The organism is Novosphingobium aureum, from assembly GCF_015865035.1.
GTDB lineage: Bacteria > Pseudomonadota > Alphaproteobacteria > Sphingomonadales > Sphingomonadaceae > Novosphingobium > Novosphingobium aureum.
Genome location: NZ_JADZGI010000001.1, coordinates 2654656 through 2670284 on the forward strand (window position 1 = coordinate 2654656; position 15629 = coordinate 2670284).

Annotated in this window: 16 protein-coding genes and 2 tRNA genes; 8 read left to right on the top strand and 10 right to left on the bottom strand. The window is 65.8% G+C overall.

Annotated features, from left to right (window positions below):
• Positions 1 to 5: 5 nt before the first annotated feature.
• Positions 6 to 1427: an adenosylhomocysteinase gene (gene ahcY, locus I5E68_RS12370; RefSeq protein WP_197164115.1), complete on the bottom strand. Its 1422-nt coding sequence runs from the start codon at positions 1425 to 1427 to the stop codon at positions 6 to 8.
• Positions 1428 to 1695: 268 nt separating this feature from the next.
• Between ahcY and I5E68_RS12375 the strand changes: the two genes are divergently transcribed.
• Positions 1696 to 2175 carry a peroxiredoxin gene (locus I5E68_RS12375; protein WP_197164117.1) on the top strand — a complete coding sequence of 160 codons (480 nt, stop codon included), beginning with the start codon at positions 1696 to 1698 and terminating at the stop codon, positions 2173 to 2175.
• Between the two features lie 110 nt (positions 2176 to 2285).
• Here I5E68_RS12375 and folE read toward each other — a convergent pair whose 3' ends face one another.
• Positions 2286 to 2894: a GTP cyclohydrolase I FolE gene (folE, locus tag I5E68_RS12380; protein WP_197164119.1), complete on the bottom strand. Its 609-nt coding sequence runs from the start codon at positions 2892 to 2894 to the stop codon at positions 2286 to 2288.
• Entirely contained in the window at positions 2851 to 4464 is a 1614-nt protein-coding gene (locus tag I5E68_RS12385) for a phospholipase D-like domain-containing protein (RefSeq protein WP_197164121.1), read from the bottom strand. The genes folE and I5E68_RS12385 overlap by 44 nt, the downstream gene beginning before the upstream one ends.
• Positions 4465 to 4946: 482 nt before the next feature.
• Between I5E68_RS12385 and I5E68_RS12390 the strand changes: the two genes are divergently transcribed.
• Both I5E68_RS12390 and I5E68_RS12395 read left to right on the top strand, forming a co-directional pair.
• The gene (locus I5E68_RS12390; protein ID WP_197164123.1) at positions 4947 to 5549 is read left to right on the top strand and encodes a hypothetical protein; all 603 of its coding nucleotides are present in this window, start codon (positions 4947 to 4949) and stop codon (positions 5547 to 5549) included.
• A gap of 301 nt (positions 5550 to 5850) precedes the next feature.
• Complete coding sequence (locus tag I5E68_RS12395; RefSeq protein ID WP_323982155.1) at positions 5851 to 7155, top strand: chloride channel protein; 1305 nt, start codon at positions 5851 to 5853, stop codon at positions 7153 to 7155.
• Between the two features lie 182 nt (positions 7156 to 7337).
• On the opposite strand, the gene I5E68_RS12400 is transcribed toward I5E68_RS12395, so the two are convergent.
• The 3 genes from I5E68_RS12400 to I5E68_RS12410 form a co-directional block, all read right to left on the bottom strand.
• Positions 7338 to 7414 (bottom strand) — tRNA-Arg (locus tag I5E68_RS12400).
• A 48-nt stretch (positions 7415 to 7462) separates the two neighbouring features.
• A tRNA-Arg gene (locus I5E68_RS12405) sits at positions 7463 to 7539 on the bottom strand.
• A gap of 61 nt (positions 7540 to 7600) precedes the next feature.
• Positions 7601 to 8059, bottom strand: a complete 459-nt coding sequence (locus tag I5E68_RS12410) for a (deoxy)nucleoside triphosphate pyrophosphohydrolase (protein ID WP_323982156.1) — start codon at positions 8057 to 8059, stop codon at positions 7601 to 7603.
• Between the two features lie 89 nt (positions 8060 to 8148).
• Here I5E68_RS12410 and I5E68_RS12415 point away from each other — a divergent pair, with 89 nt between their 5' ends.
• Both I5E68_RS12415 and I5E68_RS12420 read left to right on the top strand, forming a co-directional pair.
• Positions 8149 to 8328, top strand: coding sequence for a Flp family type IVb pilin (locus tag I5E68_RS12415; protein ID WP_197164128.1), 180 nt, complete (start codon positions 8149 to 8151; stop codon positions 8326 to 8328).
• 123 nt (positions 8329 to 8451) lie between these two features.
• A complete protein-coding gene (locus tag I5E68_RS12420; protein ID WP_197164130.1) occupies positions 8452 to 8631 on the top strand; it encodes a Flp family type IVb pilin in 180 nt (59 codons plus the stop codon).
• Between the two features lie 98 nt (positions 8632 to 8729).
• Here I5E68_RS12420 and I5E68_RS12425 read toward each other — a convergent pair whose 3' ends face one another.
• The 4 genes from I5E68_RS12425 to I5E68_RS12440 form a co-directional block, all read right to left on the bottom strand.
• Positions 8730 to 10244: a M48 family metalloprotease gene (locus tag I5E68_RS12425; RefSeq protein ID WP_228726961.1), complete on the bottom strand. Its 1515-nt coding sequence runs from the start codon at positions 10242 to 10244 to the stop codon at positions 8730 to 8732.
• 63 nt (positions 10245 to 10307) lie between these two features.
• Positions 10308 to 11237, bottom strand: a complete 930-nt coding sequence (locus I5E68_RS12430; protein WP_197164132.1) for a tyrosine recombinase — start codon at positions 11235 to 11237, stop codon at positions 10308 to 10310.
• Between the two features lie 31 nt (positions 11238 to 11268).
• A complete protein-coding gene (locus I5E68_RS12435) occupies positions 11269 to 13194 on the bottom strand; it encodes a hypothetical protein (RefSeq protein WP_228726962.1) in 1926 nt (641 codons plus the stop codon).
• The gene (locus I5E68_RS12440; protein WP_197164134.1) at positions 13191 to 13349 is read right to left on the bottom strand and encodes a hypothetical protein; all 159 of its coding nucleotides are present in this window, start codon (positions 13347 to 13349) and stop codon (positions 13191 to 13193) included. Before I5E68_RS12440 ends, I5E68_RS12435 begins: the two co-directional genes overlap by 4 nt.
• Before the next feature lie 58 nt (positions 13350 to 13407).
• Between I5E68_RS12440 and I5E68_RS12445 the strand changes: the two genes are divergently transcribed.
• The 3 genes from I5E68_RS12445 (at position 13408) to I5E68_RS12455 (ending at position 15595) form a co-directional block, all read left to right on the top strand.
• Positions 13408 to 13983, top strand: coding sequence for a shikimate kinase (locus tag I5E68_RS12445; protein ID WP_197164136.1), 576 nt, complete (start codon positions 13408 to 13410; stop codon positions 13981 to 13983).
• Positions 13974 to 15089, top strand: coding sequence for a 3-dehydroquinate synthase (gene aroB, locus I5E68_RS12450; RefSeq protein WP_197164138.1), 1116 nt, complete (start codon positions 13974 to 13976; stop codon positions 15087 to 15089). Before I5E68_RS12445 ends, aroB begins: the two co-directional genes overlap by 10 nt.
• A gap of 320 nt (positions 15090 to 15409) precedes the next feature.
• Complete coding sequence (locus I5E68_RS12455) at positions 15410 to 15595, top strand: DUF3008 family protein (protein ID WP_197164140.1); 186 nt, start codon at positions 15410 to 15412, stop codon at positions 15593 to 15595.
• The last annotated feature ends 34 nt before the right edge of the window (positions 15596 to 15629 follow it).

Genomic DNA, 15629 nt, shown 5'->3' on the forward strand with positions numbered 1-15629 from the left:
CGCGATCAGTAGCGGTAGTGGTCGGGCTTGAACGGGCCCTCGACCGGAACGCCGATGTAGTCGGCCTGACGCTTGCTCAGTTCGGTGAGCTTGACGCCCAGCTTCTTGAGGTGGAGCGCGGCGACCTTCTCGTCGAGGACCTTGGGAAGAACGTAGACGTCGTTCTTGTAGTTCTCCGACTTGGTAAACAGCTCGATCTGCGCCAGCGTCTGATTGGTGAAGCTGGCCGACATAACAAAGCTGGGGTGGCCAGTGGCGCAGCCCAGGTTCACGAGGCGGCCCTTGGCGAGGATCAGCAGCTGCTTGTCGTCAGGAAGCGTGACGAGGTCGGTGCCCGGCTTGATTTCCTGCCACTCGTAGTTGTCGAGCGCGGAAATCTGGATCTCGCTATCGAAGTGGCCGATGTTGCAGACGATGGCCTTGTCCTTCATCGCCTTCATGTGCTCGCCGGTGATGACGCCTTCGTTGCCGGTCGCGGTCACGAAGATGTCGGCGCGGGTGACGGCCTCTTCCATGGTGACGACCTCGAAGCCTTCCATCGCGGCCTGCAGGGCGCAGATGGGATCGACCTCGGTGACGAGCACGCGGGCACCGCCGTTGCGCAGCGACTGGGCCGAACCCTTGCCGACATCGCCGAAGCCGGCGACGCAGGCGACCTTGCCCGAGAGCATGACGTCGGTCGCGCGGCGGATCGCGTCGACCAGCGATTCACGGCAGCCGTAGAGGTTGTCGAACTTCGACTTGGTGACCGAATCGTTCACGTTGATCGCGGGGAACGGCAGCTTGCCGTCCTTGGCGATGTGGTAGAGGCGGTGAACGCCGGTAGTGGTCTCTTCCGAGACGCCCTTGATCGCCTTGACCGACTTGGTGAGGTAGCCCGGCTTTTCCTTCAGGAACTTCTTGAGCGAACGCACGAATTCGATCTCTTCGGCATTGCTCGGCTCGAACAGGTCCTCGCCTGCCTCGACGCGTGCGCCCCACAGCGCGAACATGGTGGCATCGCCGCCATCGTCGAGGATCATGTTGGCGGTGAGGTCCTCGTCGCCGTTGACGCTCCACTCGAAGATCTTGCCGACGTAATCCCAGTAGTCGGACAGGCTCTCGCCCTTGATGGCGTAGACAGGAATGCCCTGCGCGGCGATCGCGGCGGCGGCGTGGTCCTGCGTCGAGAAGATGTTGCAGGTCGCCCAGCGCACTTCGGCACCGAGCGCGACCAGCGTCTCGATGAGAACGGCGGTCTGGATGGTCATGTGCAGCGAACCGGTGATGCGCGCGCCCTTGAGCGGCTGGGCAGCACCGTATTCCTCGCGAAGGGCCATGAGGCCCGGCATCTCGGTCTCGGCGATGGCGATCTCGGCGCGGCCGTAGTCGGCCAGCGAGATATCGGCGATGGCGTAGTCGTGATCGGCAGATTTGGCTGTGGTCACGGTCGACTCCTGAAACTGGTTGGGCGGATGCCGCAAGGCTGGGGGTTCACGCCGCCGCGCCGCGCCGCCCCTTGCGGGACGGGTTGCGAGCAGGGAAGCGAAGGCATCCGGGTCTGCCCGTTCCCTAGCGTCTCGACGCCCTCTGCGCAAATATAAAGAAATCTTTATATCACTTCCGCGCGATGCTGCACAGGCGCCCGTTGCCGACCACAGACAAGCCCCTATATCGGGCATCATTACCGTTCCATTCGAGAAAGAGGATCCGTTCATGACCATCGCCGTTGGTGACAAGCTGCCTGACGTAAAGCTGATGAAGGCGGGCGAAGCCGGCCCCGAGCCAGTCAAGTCCTCCGAGTTCTTCGCCGGCCGCAAGGTCGCGCTGTTCTCGGTCCCCGGTGCCTTCACGCCGACCTGCTCGGCCAAGCATCTGCCCGGCTTCGTCGACAAGGCGAGCGAGCTCAAGGCCAAGGGCATCGACGAGATCGCCTGCACCGCGGTCAACGACGCCTTCGTGATGGGCGCCTGGGGCAAGGCCGCCGGCTCTTCGGACGTGACCATGCTCGCCGATGGCAACGGCGAACTGGTGAGCGCCCTCGACCTCGTCATGGACGGCTCGGGCTTCGGCATGGGCAAGCGCGGCCAGCGCTTCTCGATGGTGGTCAACGACGGCGTGGTCGAAACGCTCAACGTCGAGGCACCCGGCACCTTCGAGGTGAGCTCGGCGGAGCACATGCTCGGCCAGCTTTGATCCTCCCGATCAGGTAACAAAAAAGCCCCGGCTCTTCCTCGCGGAAGTCCGGGGCTTTTTTTGCGCCCGCTTCCTGAAAGGGCGAACGGGCCTCGCGAGCCGCGACGAATTCAGTAGCCCATCAGGCTGAGCACTTCCTTGCGGCTGCGCTGGTCCTCCAGGAACGTACCCATCATGCGGCTGGTGATCATGCCCACGCCCGGCGTGCGCACGCCGCGCGCGGTCATGCATCCGTGCTGGGCCTCGATCACGACGGCGACACCGTGCGGCTTGAGATGATCCCAGATGCACTGCGCTACTTCGGCGGTGAGGCGCTCCTGGATCTGCAGGCGGCGCGCATAGCCGTGGAGCACGCGCGCCAGCTTGGAGATACCGACGACATGATCGCGCGGCAGGTAGGCGATCGCTGCCTTGCCCTGGATCGGCGCCATGTGGTGTTCGCAATGCGACTGGAAGGGAATGTCCTTGAGCAGCACGACTTCGTCGTAGCCGCCGACTTCCTCGAACACGCGCGCGAGGTGGACAGCCGGATCGTGCTGATAGCCCTGGCAATATTCGAGCCACGCGCGCGCGACGCGCTTGGGCGTGTCACGCAGACCCTCGCGCTCGGGATCGTCGCCGGCCCATTCGATCAGGGTACGCACGGCCTGCTGGACGTGCTCTGGCACATCCGGCTTACCGAGCGGGTTGTCCTCGTCCGGACCTACCAGGCTGCTCATGGGACCTTTTCCTTTTCCACTTTTCCTTGAGCCGCAAGCGCAGCAAGCGCCCCTTGCGACGAAACAGCCCGCGCCGCTCGATCGGCTCGAACATCTCGTTCGGCCTCTCCGGGTCCAGCACTTCGCTTCCGCCGAGCGCTCTTTCAGCTTCCGACAAATCTTTCAAGGGCAAGCATTCGAGCCGCTTGCCCCGGTGCGAAAGCGAGGCGATCGCGCGCTGCATCGAGCCCTGCTTCTCCAGCGCGGTAGTCAGCACTTCCTGCTCTACCCCGCAATGCTCGGCGAGCAGTCGGGTGCGCACGTCGGTTATCGTCGAGACGATGTCCGGATTGTCGGCATTAGCTGGTCGCGCCGCATCGATGAAGCAGTCGCACTCGCTGTCGAGGCCGAGCGAGCGGTTGTTCATGTTGGCCGAGCCGATGCGCAGGACCTCGTCATCGATGATCGTCAGCTTGGCATGGACATAGATCGGCTGGCCACCGGCAGTGACGGGATAATAGATTTGGAAACGCCCCCGGTGGTCGGCCTCGCGCACTGCCTCGAGCAGCTGGACGCGCGCGGTATCCATCGCGACCTGTTCGAGCCAGCCATCGGCGGTGAGCGGATTGATGATCACGATCTCGGGCGGATCGTCCTCCATCAAACGTTCGCAGATGGCCTCGGCGATCACCCTCGAGGCGAAGTACTGGGTCTCGGCATAGATGAAGTTGCGCGCGCGGCGGATATGCTCGACGAACAGGGCCTCGACCTCGGCGATCTGCGGGCAATCACGATATTCCCCGCGCGTGCGTGCAATCCCGATCTCGACATCGTGGAACTCGGCTTCGAGATGTTCTGGCCAGGGACTCTCGGCCTGCGGTCGGCATGGCTCGACCGTGGAGCCGCCAGCGATCTGCCAGCGATCGCGGCCCAGCTCGCCAAGCACGCCGGCGATCTCGCCCTCCATCATCATCGTGATGTCGTGCCAGGGACCATAGAGCGTGCCGGTCGGGCGCCGCCGACGCGGATCGCGATCGCGGTGCTCGGGCGTGTCCCAGCGGTCGGTGGTCATGTCGATGCCCCCGCACACGGCCATGCGATCGTCGATGACCACGATCTTCTGGTGATGCGAACAGCCGATGGGATGCGCGGAATCGAACTTGAAGTCGATCTGCTTGCGCGCCGCCCAGCGAAGCAGGTCGACCATCATGGTTCCGCGGAACAGCGACTTTACCAGCGAGAAATTCCACTTGAGCAGCAGGATCTCGAGGTTCTTGTTATGCGCCACCAGCCACAGGATGAACGAACCGAGGCGCGCCGGAAACCGCTCGTGTCGTCCACCCTGCCACCAGCGCCGCCCATCCGACAGCAGGATGCGCGAGTCGAAGTCCCAGCCGATCAGGAAGATACGCTGGCGCGCCGCCTGCATCGCCTCGCGCACCAGTGCGAAGTAATCGGCGGCGTCGATGACCACGTGGGCGCGCGTCGCCCGGGCATAGCGCCAAACGCTGCTCGAGGTCCCATCCTGATCGCACGATGCAGCCGCGTCGTCCGGGTCCGACTTGCCGTCCCGCGTGCCTAGCCGTGTCATCTTTTTTCGTCCTGCCTGCCGCGATCGCATATGCCTGCGAGAACAAGTGCCCGGCCACCGGCTTGTTCCACAAGTACCTTTGCGTGGCGCTCGCGACGTGAAGACAACGGTGAGACACTGCAGCGAATCGCCACCAGCCGCGCTGCACCGCGGCATTGACGACTGCTAGCGCTACCCCGGCAGATGCCAAACAGCCCCAGACTCAGCCAGACCGGCACGATCCGGCGTGAAAAAACGTCACTTTGCCGGTTGATCTGGAGCCATTCAGGCGTCATTCCTGTTTCAGCGTGTAACAACCGCAAGTCTGCAGTTCGGCCTTTCGTGCGCTCTTTTGTGCACCCGAACCGCATGGGTCGTGTTTCACTGGCCCAATTTGTCCGGACATACAGTGCCGGTACGCCATTCTCGTCCAGCCATGGTGCAGGACACAAACTCGCCGGATCCGATCGAGGCAGGATCCCGAACGCATTAAGGAGTACACTATGAAGAACACGCTCATCGCCGCCGCGATTGCTGCCGCCGGTCTGGTTCCCGCCGCCGCAGTGGCGCAGGAAGCCGCTCCGGCCGCAACCGTCGCCCCGACGGTGGGGGCCAAGGTCTTCGACCCCGAGGGCGGCCAGGTCGGCACCATCGAGGCGATCCAGGGCGACGTTGTGACCGTTTCGACGGGCACCGCACGCGCCGGCCTTCCGGCCAGTGCCTTCGTGACCCGCGACGCGGGCCTCACCATCGCCATGACCAAGGCCGAGCTCGAAGCCGCCGTCAACGGCCAGAAGGCCGAGACCGGCGCCGCCAAGCAGCAGGCCATGGTCGTCGATGCCCCGGTCAAGAGCAGCGACGGCAAGGTCCTCGGCACGATCAGCAAGATCGAGGGTGACGACGTGACCGTCGCACTCGCCGACGGCGAGGGCGCCACCGTGGCCTTCAAGCAGAACAACATTGGCCTGCTGGCCGACGGTTCGCTCGCCATCGGCATGACCGCCGATGCATTCGCCCAGGCCATTGGCGCTGCCGGCAGCGCGCAGGCATCGACCGACGCGGCCGCCAGCACCGGAGCTGAAGCGGCAGCCACCACCGGCAACTGATCGGGCATAGGGCGCGAGCTGACCAGCTGGTCAGCGCGCTGCCCTTGCGCGTCACGCGGCGCAACGAAAATACGAGGCCGGGTCGCAGGCGCGACCCGGCCTTTTTCGTCCGCGCTGCGCTAGCAAACGGACATTGCAGGACAGGCATGGCCGTGGCCGGACCGGGATACGGCAAGGAAATCCGGGAATACCCTTGCGACTCAACATGCGTTTGACGCAAGAGGATCGCAACGCGTGTGCAGCATCGTGCAAGCGCGACTGGTACCGTGCGATTGGAAGCTCATTGAACCTGCCGGAGTCCGTGAAGACCACCCTCAAGACCTTGCCCGGTTTCGGGTCCTCGCTGGATCTGGCCCGGCGCCGTATCGCGACGACCATCGGCGCGATCGTTCTCGGCCTCGTCGCGATCAGTTTCGCCTGGCTGGGTGACCGCGCCCAGATCATCTTCGAGCAGTTCCAGTCGCAATTTCCCTATGCTCCGCTGATCCTCACCCCGCTGACCTTCGCCGCGGTAGTGTGGGCCACCACGGCCTGGTATCCCAGCGCGCGCGGCTCGGGCATCCCGCAGGCGATCGCCGCGACCAAGGACCTGGACCTCGCCTACACCAAGCTGCTCTCGCTACCGACCGCTATCGCCAAGCTGGGGCTGACCGTGGTCATGTTGCTTGCCGGTGGTTCGGTCGGGCGCGAAGGGCCCACCGTCCAGATCGCTGCCGCGATCATGGTCACCTGCCACAAGGCCCTGCGCGTGCCGATGACCGCAGGCGTGCTCATCGCCGGCGGTGCCGCCGGTGTCGCCGCGGCCTTCAATACCCCGCTTGCCGGTGTCGCTTTCGCGATCGAGGAACTCGCCTCCGCGTTCGAACAGCGCGTCGCGGTGCTGGTCATGGGCGCAGTGGTCATGTCGGGTTTGGTCAGCCTCGGCATCGCCGGAGACTATGTCTACTTCGGCGTCATGCGCGAGACGCTGAGCGTCAGCTCGGTGCTGATGATCACCCCGGTCGCCGGCATCCTCGGCGGTATCCTGGGCGGCCTGTTCTCGCGCACGATGCTTTCCTTCGCACGCAGCTCGCACCCTTGGTTCCAGCAGATTCGCAAGCGCCCGGTCATGGCCGCCCTCGCCTGCGGTCTCGTCGTCGCAGCTGTCGGGGTCGCCACCGGCGGCTCGACCTGGGGCACCGGTTACGAGATCACCAAGCTCATGGTCGAGGGCGAACAACCCGCCCCGCTCTGGTTCGGACCGGCGAAGTTCCTCGCGACCGCCGCGACTGCCGTCAGCGGCGCACCGGGCGGCATCTTCGCCCCCTCGCTCTCGGTCGGCGCAGGTTTCGGGCAGATGCTCGCCTATGCCTTTCCCGACGATTCGATGTCCGCCGTGATCCTGCTGGGCATGACCGGCTATTTCGTGGGTGTCGTGCGCGCACCGCTCACCGCCGTGATCATCCTGATGGAGACCACGGCCAGCCGCGGCATGATCCTGCCACTGTTCCTGACCGCGATCATCGCCGACGCCTCGAGCAAGCTGGTGTGCCGCACCAAGCTCTACCATGGCCTCTCGCAAGGCTTCATCCGGCAGGCATCGACCGACCGCGAGAAACAGGCCTGACGCGCTCCCAGCGGCGCAGCCCGAGGCATCGGGCCGCCTTGCCCCTTCGAGAGCGCGAGAGGGCATCGGGCGTCGGCTTCGCAGGCACGCCCTGCACATGAGGCAGGACAACACGCGACCAGCGCCAACATGCGCCGCGCTTTTCGCCAGACATCAGGATTTCAGGATGGGTGTGAAGCGAATGGCGCGCCCGGAACGATTCGAACGTCCGACCCTCAGATTCGTAGTCTGATGCTCTATCCAGCTGAGCTACGGGCGCGCATGCTTCGATGTCTCCAACCCAAGGCCACCTCCCCATTTAGGAAAATGGCGCGCCCGGAACGATTCGAACGTCCGACCCTCAGATTCGTAGTCTGATGCTCTATCCAGCTGAGCTACGGGCGCGTTGGAGTGGCGCCTCTAGGCCGGGAATCACTGGTGGTCAACGCCTAAGTTGCAACTTTTTTCAAATCCCGCTCGCAAGCCCCGGAAGATCGCGCAGGAGCGCCTTCGCCAGCGGGTAGTCGAGCGGCGGCATCTCCAGTCCGGCGAGCGCCTCGGGGCGGTACCAGTCGATCTGCGCGCCCTCGAGCGCGCGCGCCTCGCCGCGCCAGCGCGTGCACGCGTGGAGCAGGATAACGATCGGACGGCCCGACGCCTGCGCGCCCTGCCCACCGGCGTCCGGCGTTGCCTCCAGCCGCGCTTCCGCAAAGCCCACGGCGTGCAGGTCACCGGGCTCGATGACCAGCCCAAGCTCTTCCTTGATCTCGCGCACTGCCGCCTCGCGCGGGGTTTCGCCAGCCTCCAGCTTCCCTCCCGGGAACTCCCATAACCCGCCGTGCATCGCCTCTTGCGGGCGTCGCTGCATGAGGACCTGACCCGAGGGAGCGACGAGCGCGACGGCGACGACGAGCAGCGGTGTCAAAGAATTTTCCAACCTGAAGTGTGCATTTAATCACTCTTTAAGGACCTGCCGCGATTTTGGTCAGCGGTCTCACAGGGGGGACACGCACGATGAAGCTGGTTCGAGAATTTCTTCACGACCGAGATGGCGCCACCGCCGTCGAGTACGGCGTCATTCTCGCGATGATCGTCATCGTGATCGTCGTGTCCATTCAGGGCATGGCCGACGAGGCCATCTCGATGTGGGACCACGTCTCGGAAGAATCCTCCGAGGCAATGGGGTCGAACTAAGAGTTTCGGGGCTTAAGCATTTTTCAACGCTTCGAAACGTAAAAAGCAATTGTCCAAGGCGCTGAGGCGAGACTGACGCGAGACGGACCGGGTACACTAGACTGCAGATTCAGGAGACACATTATGAAGTTTCTTAACAAGCTTCGTCGCAACGAGCAGGGTGCGACCGCCATCGAGTACGGCCTCATTGCCGCTCTGATCGCCGTTGCCGCGATCGCCGCCATGCAGGGCCTGGGCAGCGAGCTGACCGAGACCTTCTCGGCCACTTCCGAGACCCTGAACACCGGCCAGGCTCCGACCTGATCGGTTCTTCGGAAACGAACGCCAAGGGGGCGGCAGGGAAACCTGCCGCCCCTTTTCGTTTGCATGAATGAGCCGCGAAGGCGCAGCAGCGCTGCCCCTCAGGTGCCGTACCGCACGATCTTGACCTTCCTGCCCGCAGGAAGCGGATCTCCCTCGCGCATCCCGTTGAGGACCAGAAAGCGCTCGAGCTGGGCATTCGAGAATGCCATGCGCTGGGAAAGCAGAGCCGGAGTGTCGCCGGATTTTACAGTGACCACGTCGATCACGCGAGGCCGCACTTCCCCTGCCTCCTGAGCCCCGATGCGGGTCAGGCTGCGGAACATGGGATTGAACACCCCTGCCCCTCCGGCCTTGGTCATGGTGACGAAGTGATAGGCCTGTCCGTTGCCGAAGTCATAAGCGAAGACGGCGACATCGACCTCACCGCTGGAACTGCGCGTGCGCACCACGCCATAGGCCGCTGGCAGTCCGTTGACGGTCACACGCTCGATCTGCGAGGGTCGCAAGCTGGTCGAATTGGACTCCGACAGGCTTGAAAAAACTCCGGAAATATAGGCTTCAAGGCTGCCCTCGAGCTTTCCGCCGGAAAATTGCGCCTTGCCTGATCCCCCGCTGATGGTCACCGCACGCGTACCGTTGACCATGTAGAAGCCTTCGGGCGCATCGAACGCGAAGCGTAGCTTGGGGTGCACGAAGCGCCCGTTCTCGATCACGCCCTGCTCGGGATTGTCGCCATAGACGAGGCCATCGATCCCGGCGAGGAAGGTCTCGGCCTCGCGTCGTCCGGTGAGCGACCCGGCCTGCTTGCGCGCGTCGCGCACGCGAGAGGCGGGATCGGGGTGGCTCGATGCCCATTCCGGCACTTGTGTGGAGCTGCCCTTGAGGCTGGCGTCGAGCGCATTTTGCCGGGCAAGGCTCTCCAGAACCGTCGCCATCGCCCGCGGATCGTAGCCGGCACGCTGCAGGTAGGTAATGCCAAGGCGATCGGCCTCCTGCTCCTGCGAGCGGGAATATTTCAGCGTGAGCAACTGCGAACCGGTCGATGCGATGCGCTGGCCAAGCTGACCGAGCATCGAATCGCCCAGCAACACGTTCGAGAGGACCGAGCCCAGCACGCCGAGCAACTGATTCTTCTGCGCCGCACTCTGGCGACGGGCAGAATGGCGCGCCGCGACATGACCGACTTCGTGGCCGAGCACCCCGGCGAGTTCGGCTTCGTTGTTCATCAGTGCGGACAACTGACGCGTCACGTAGACGTAGCCACCGGGGATCGCGAAAGCATTGTTCACCGGCGAGTCGAGCAAGGTCACGGTGAAGTCTTCGCGGGCATTGCCCAGCCCCGACTGCATGGCGATCGTGCGCCCCACCCGCTCGACATAGTTTGCCTGCGCCCCGCTCACCGCACCGCCGAACTCGGCGAGCAATTCGGGGTGGGCCTTGGCGCCTTGGGCCTTGTCTGCGGCACTGATCGAATTGCCACCGCTCTGCGCGCTCACGGCGCTCTCGCTGCCCGGGACAAGCCCGCCGGCAAACGCGAGCCCCGAAACCGCCAACGCGGCCATCGCGACGCTGGCCAGCGCCTGCTTGCGACTCTTCGAGCTAATGGATGGCATCAGGTTCCCCTCTGTCTGGTGTCCGCCCCATTTCATGGGTTTGCGGTCAAAGTCTTCGAAATATTAGCGTTCGTCGCGCGTTGCGGTTCCCGCTGGACCAGCCTGCCGGGCAAGCGGGTGACGCGCGTTGACCAGCTCGACTAGCCGCGCCGCGTCGACGTGCGTGTAGATCTGCGTCGTCGCGATGTCGGCATGGCCGAGCAGCATCTGCAGCACGCGCAGGTCCGCTCCGCCTTCGAGCAGATGGGTCGCGAAGGCATGGCGCAGAACGTGGGGCGAGACCTGCGTCGGATCGAGCCCTGCACGCGCGGCGAGTTCGCGCAGCAACTGGAACAGCCGCACCCGCGTGAGGTGGCCGCTTTCCCCGCGCGAGGGGAACAGGAAGCGGCTGTTCGCGCCCTTCGCAGCGAGCCGCAGCGCCAGCCAGCGACGCAGCACATGTTGCGCGCGGGTGCTGACCGGGACCAGGCGCTGCTGCCCGCCCTTGCCGGTCACGTGCAGGAAAGGCGCATCGCGCGGCACCGCACTGACCGGGAGCGAGACCAGTTCGCTGGCGCGCAGGCCCGAGCCGTAGAGCAGTTCGAGCAGCGCCAGCAAACGCACTGCATTCGGGCTGTCTTGCGCCGCCTCGTCTTCTGCGCGCGTCAAGAAGCGTTCGACCTGCTCGTGATCGAGGATGCGCGGTAGGGGACGCCTGGTGCGTGGCCTGGGCAAGGCAGGAGAGGGATCGTCCTCGCGCAGCCCCTCGTCGACCAGAAATCCGTAGTACTGGCGCAGCGCAGAGCACTTGCGGGCAAGGCTCGATGCAGCAAGGTCGCCCCAGGCCTCACCCAACCGCGCCAGAGTATCGGCATCGGCTCCGCGCAAGTCGCCCACAATCTCGCCCGCCCCCTCGAGGTCGCGGCGATAGGCGGCCAGCGTGTTGAGCGCTGCGCCGCGTTCCGCAGCCAGCATCGCAAGGAAGCGCTCGACGCTGTGTTCGCGCGAAACCATTACCGCTGTGCGCAGCCGCGCCCTGTCGCGATCACGTGCGCGAGACGGCTTCGGCTGCGATCATGCGCGCCTCGCCGTCCAAGCCGACTTCGCGCAACGCCGAAACGATGTGGAACAGGTAGCGCGGGGTCATGCGCTGCCAGCTCGCTCCCTGCATGCCGAAGCCTGCCAGCATGACCACGCTCGCCCTGTCGCCGCGCTGCGCGGCGCCGTCGATGGCGCGGGTCCAGCGGGTCTCGCCGCCAAGCCCCAGCCCCATGTCGTTCGAGTAGCTCGAAGCCGCATCGCGCTCGATCCGCCCGAGCCCTGCCAGCGACGCAACGAGGAAACCGGCACGGCGCTTGCCCTCGCTGGCATCGTTGTCGACGAAACTGTCGATCGCGCTGCCGGGAATATCCTGCGCCATGCCCGGTGCGGACAGGACGATCATCGCCCAGGCATCGCTTCCCGCCTCGACCACCGGCGCCCAGCGCGCGGCATTGGCATCGAAGCCTGCGGCAAGCATCGAGCCCACGAGATCGGCCGCGTTATCGGCCATTTCCGCACGCGGCGCGATCCTCGCTGCAGCAGCCGCGGTCAGCACGCGGCGCCCGTAGGCGTCCGCATCGCCGCCATCGCTGGTCCACAGCTTGCGCATCGCCGCGACGCGCGCGTCTGCACCCTGCAAGGTATAGGCATCGCGCAAGCTCTCAGCGCGGTCCTGCCATTCGCCGGTGACGTCGGGATCGGCGTACATCTGCGCATAGAGATCGACCATCGCCGCGTTCGACAGCACCCCGCTGCCGCCCGCAAGATCGGCAGCCTGCGCACGCCGGGCCAGTCCGACCATCGGCGCAAGCGCGGTGGTGTAGTCGTAGCTCGGGCCACCTTCCTTCACCAGCGCCGCCGGGGGCTCGATGCCCACGCCGATCGCCAGCCCGTAGCGCCACGGCGTGATCGCATCGACCTTGTCCCATTCGATCGTCACCGCACGGCGCGACTTGCCCGCCGCCGCGGCATAGCGCTGGGCGAGCAGCACGTCGATGCGCGGCATCTTGCCGCGCACAAGCTCGCGGTCGAGCTTGGACAGCGCCGAAGTCCCGTTGCCGCGGTAGGCCTCGCAGATCGACCGGGCGAGGTTCCACTCCGGATCGTCACGCAGCGAACCTTGCGTCGCCATGACCGGACACAGGCCGGTGAAGTCGGCGGTCCCGGTATAGACCTTGAGCACCACCTCGCCGATCGCCGGGGTGTAATTCGCGATGTCGATATCCTGCAGCAGGCCGCGCGCGGCGTCGGGCTCGCCCATGCGCAGCAGCAGCGCGACGCGCAGTGCCAGGAAGTCCTGAGGGCTCATCCCGGCAGGCGGAGCGAGACGCGAGAGCAGCGCGCGGCGCAGAGCAATGTGCCCCCAGCGCGAGACCAGAGCGCCCCGGTTGCCCGAAAGCGCGGTGCGGATCAGCGCCCCGTTCTGGTTCGCCAGCGAGTCGGCGGGAAGCCCGCCCTCGGTCTCGTCGAAAATCCCGACCCGCTCCATCGAACGGCGCGCCTGCGGGGGCATGTCGAACTCGACCTTGCGCCCGATCAGCTCCTCGAAGTCCTCGGGCGACATCTTCGCGAGCTCGGCGAGCGTGGGCAGGCGCTTGAGCTGCAGACCTTCCTTTGCCGCACCGGCACCATCATCCGTGGCTGCCTGCGAGGGCGTGCCCGAAGGCAGTGCCTGAACGATCGGGGTCGACTGGGGCCGCGGTGCATTCGCTCCGCCCGTCGGCTGCGCCGCCGGGCGTGGGCTCGCGACAGGGCGCACCGGGGCCGGCCTGCGCGTGGGCGTCGCAGACGGGCTCGGCGTAGGCGCGGGCGTCTCGAACATCTTGGGAAGAAGCGATTCCGGCGCATCCTGCGCGAAGGCCAGCGCCGAAGTCATCGCCAGCGCCGCGCCTGCGAGCAGCAGCACCTTGTTCCTGCCATCCCGCTTCATCGTGCCTGCTCCGGAACCGCAACATGCTGGACGAGATCGCGCACCGGTTCACGGCCGCCATCGACCCAGGCCACGGTGGCCAGGGCTGCTCCCCCGACGATCAGCGCCGCACAGGCCAGACCCAGAACCACGCGCCCGCGCATTATTTTCGTCACTCGCCTTCCTTCACCGATGCTTGCGCTGCGACCTAGCGCAACTATAGGCGATGGGGCAATGGACGTTCAACAGACCCGCTTCGCTCCCCAGGAGATTGCCGAGCTCGCCCGACGCCTCGACCGGCCCGTCGTACTGGTCGGGATGATGGGTGTCGGCAAGTCAAGCGTGGGCAAGCGGCTGGCGCATCTGCTCGGGTGCTCCTTCGTCGATGCCGACGAGGAAATCGAGCGCTCGGCCCAGATGACGATCCCCGAGATTTTCGAAACCTACGGCGAGGACTACTTCCGCGACGGCGAACGCCGCGTGATCGCCCGGCTGATGGCCGAGAACGAGGGCTGCATCGTCATCGCCACCGGCGGCGGCGCCTTCGTCAATGCCGAGACCCGCGCGCTGATCCTCGCCGAAGCGGTCACCGTCTGGCTCGACAGCGACCTCGAAACGCTGGTCGAGCGCACCGCGCGCAAGGACAACCGCCCGCTGCTGCGCGACGGCGACCCGCGCGAGATCCTCGGCCGCCTGCGCGAGGATCGCCGTCCGTTCTACGAACAGGCGCCGATTCACGTCACCAGCGGCAACGGGCCGCACGTACAGACCATCAACAAGGTATTGCAGGGACTTTCGCAATGGCAGTGATCCCGGTCGACATCGCAGGCCGCCCCTACGAAGTGCGCGTGGGCGCGGGGCTGCTCGCGGAACTTGGCGAGCACTGCAAAGGTCGCCTGCGCAAGCGCGCCGTGCCCATCGTCACCGACGCCAACGTCCACGCCCGCTGGGGCGAGGTGGTCGAGGCTTCGCTGCGCGCGCACGGACACGAGCCGCACTGGCGCATTCTCCCGCCGGGCGAAGCGACCAAGTCCTGGGACGAGCTTGCCGCGACCGTCAACTGGATGCTTGGCCTCGAAGTCGAGCGCGGCGATCACGTGATCGCGCTGGGCGGCGGGGTCATCGGCGACCTCACCGGCTTCTGCGCCTCGGTGCTCAAGCGTGGCTGCAAGTTCATCCAGGTTCCGACCACCCTGCTCGCACAGGTCGATTCCAGCGTCGGCGGCAAGACCGCGATCAACACGCCTGCGGGCAAGAACCTCGTCGGCGCCTTCCACCAGCCCTCGCTGGTCCTCGCCGATCTCTCCGCGCTCGACACGCTGCCCGAGCGCGAATTGCGCGCAGGCTATGCCGAAGTCATCAAGTACGGCCTCATCGACGATGCCGACTTCTTCGCATGGTGCGAGGCCAACGGCGCGGCGATGATCGCGGGCGATGCGGCCTTGCGCGAATATGCTGTCGCCCACTCGGTCGCGGCCAAGGCGCGGATCGTCGCCGAGGACGAGTTCGAGACGACCGGCAAGCGCGCGCTGCTCAACCTCGGCCACACTTTCGGCCATGCGCTCGAGGCAGAGACCGGCTTTTCCAGCCGCCTGCTCCATGGCGAGGCGGTCGCGATGGGCATGGTTCTCGCCGCGCGCTATTCGGCGCGGCGCGGCCTGATGAGCGCGGCCAGTGCCGCGCGCGTCACTGAGGCGATCGCGGCAGCCGGACTGCCCGCATCGCTTGCCGGGCTCGGGCTCGATTGCGACGGCGCCCGGCTGGTGGGGCACATGCTCCACGACAAGAAGATGGACGCGGGCACCCTGCCCTTCCTGCTGATGCAGGGCATCGGCAAGACCTACCTCGACCGCGAGGTCTCGCTCGAGGACGTAGGTGCCTTCCTCGCTGACGAACTCGCTGCCGACCCTGCCTGACCGGCCAATTGTGGCACTCCCGGCCCGTTTCATCGACGGTCCGTGCCGCGATTGAGGCAGGAGTGCCCCCGGGGCCTTACAACCGTCATCGTGTGGGTGTTCAATCACACTCGTCCGCAGCGCCCCTTCCGTCCCCCCCGACTTCCTCGGAAGGCCGCTGCGGCACCCTGATGTGCCCGACGCGAATCCCCGCAGCGGCGCAAGACTGGCGACAGGCCCCGTAAAGGCCTGTCGCCATTTCTTCATGAGCACGGCCTGCAGATCGGGTCTCGAAACTCGCGCGCGCCTTGCGGCGTTGAGACGGGAAAGGAGACGCGATCATGAAAGCACAGTCGAAGGCCCAGCAAAAGGCGGCAGGCGCAGCGCTCTCGGCCAAGCGCGGAGACACGAAGAAGAGCGACCTCAAGGGCGCCTCGCGCGAGATGGTCGAGACGATGAGCGAGGCCGAACTCGAGGACATGGCCTCGACCTCGCGCAAGGGAAAACCCGAAAGGATCGAAAATTGACGCCGTGACCCGCGCGTGACATTGCTGAAGCGCG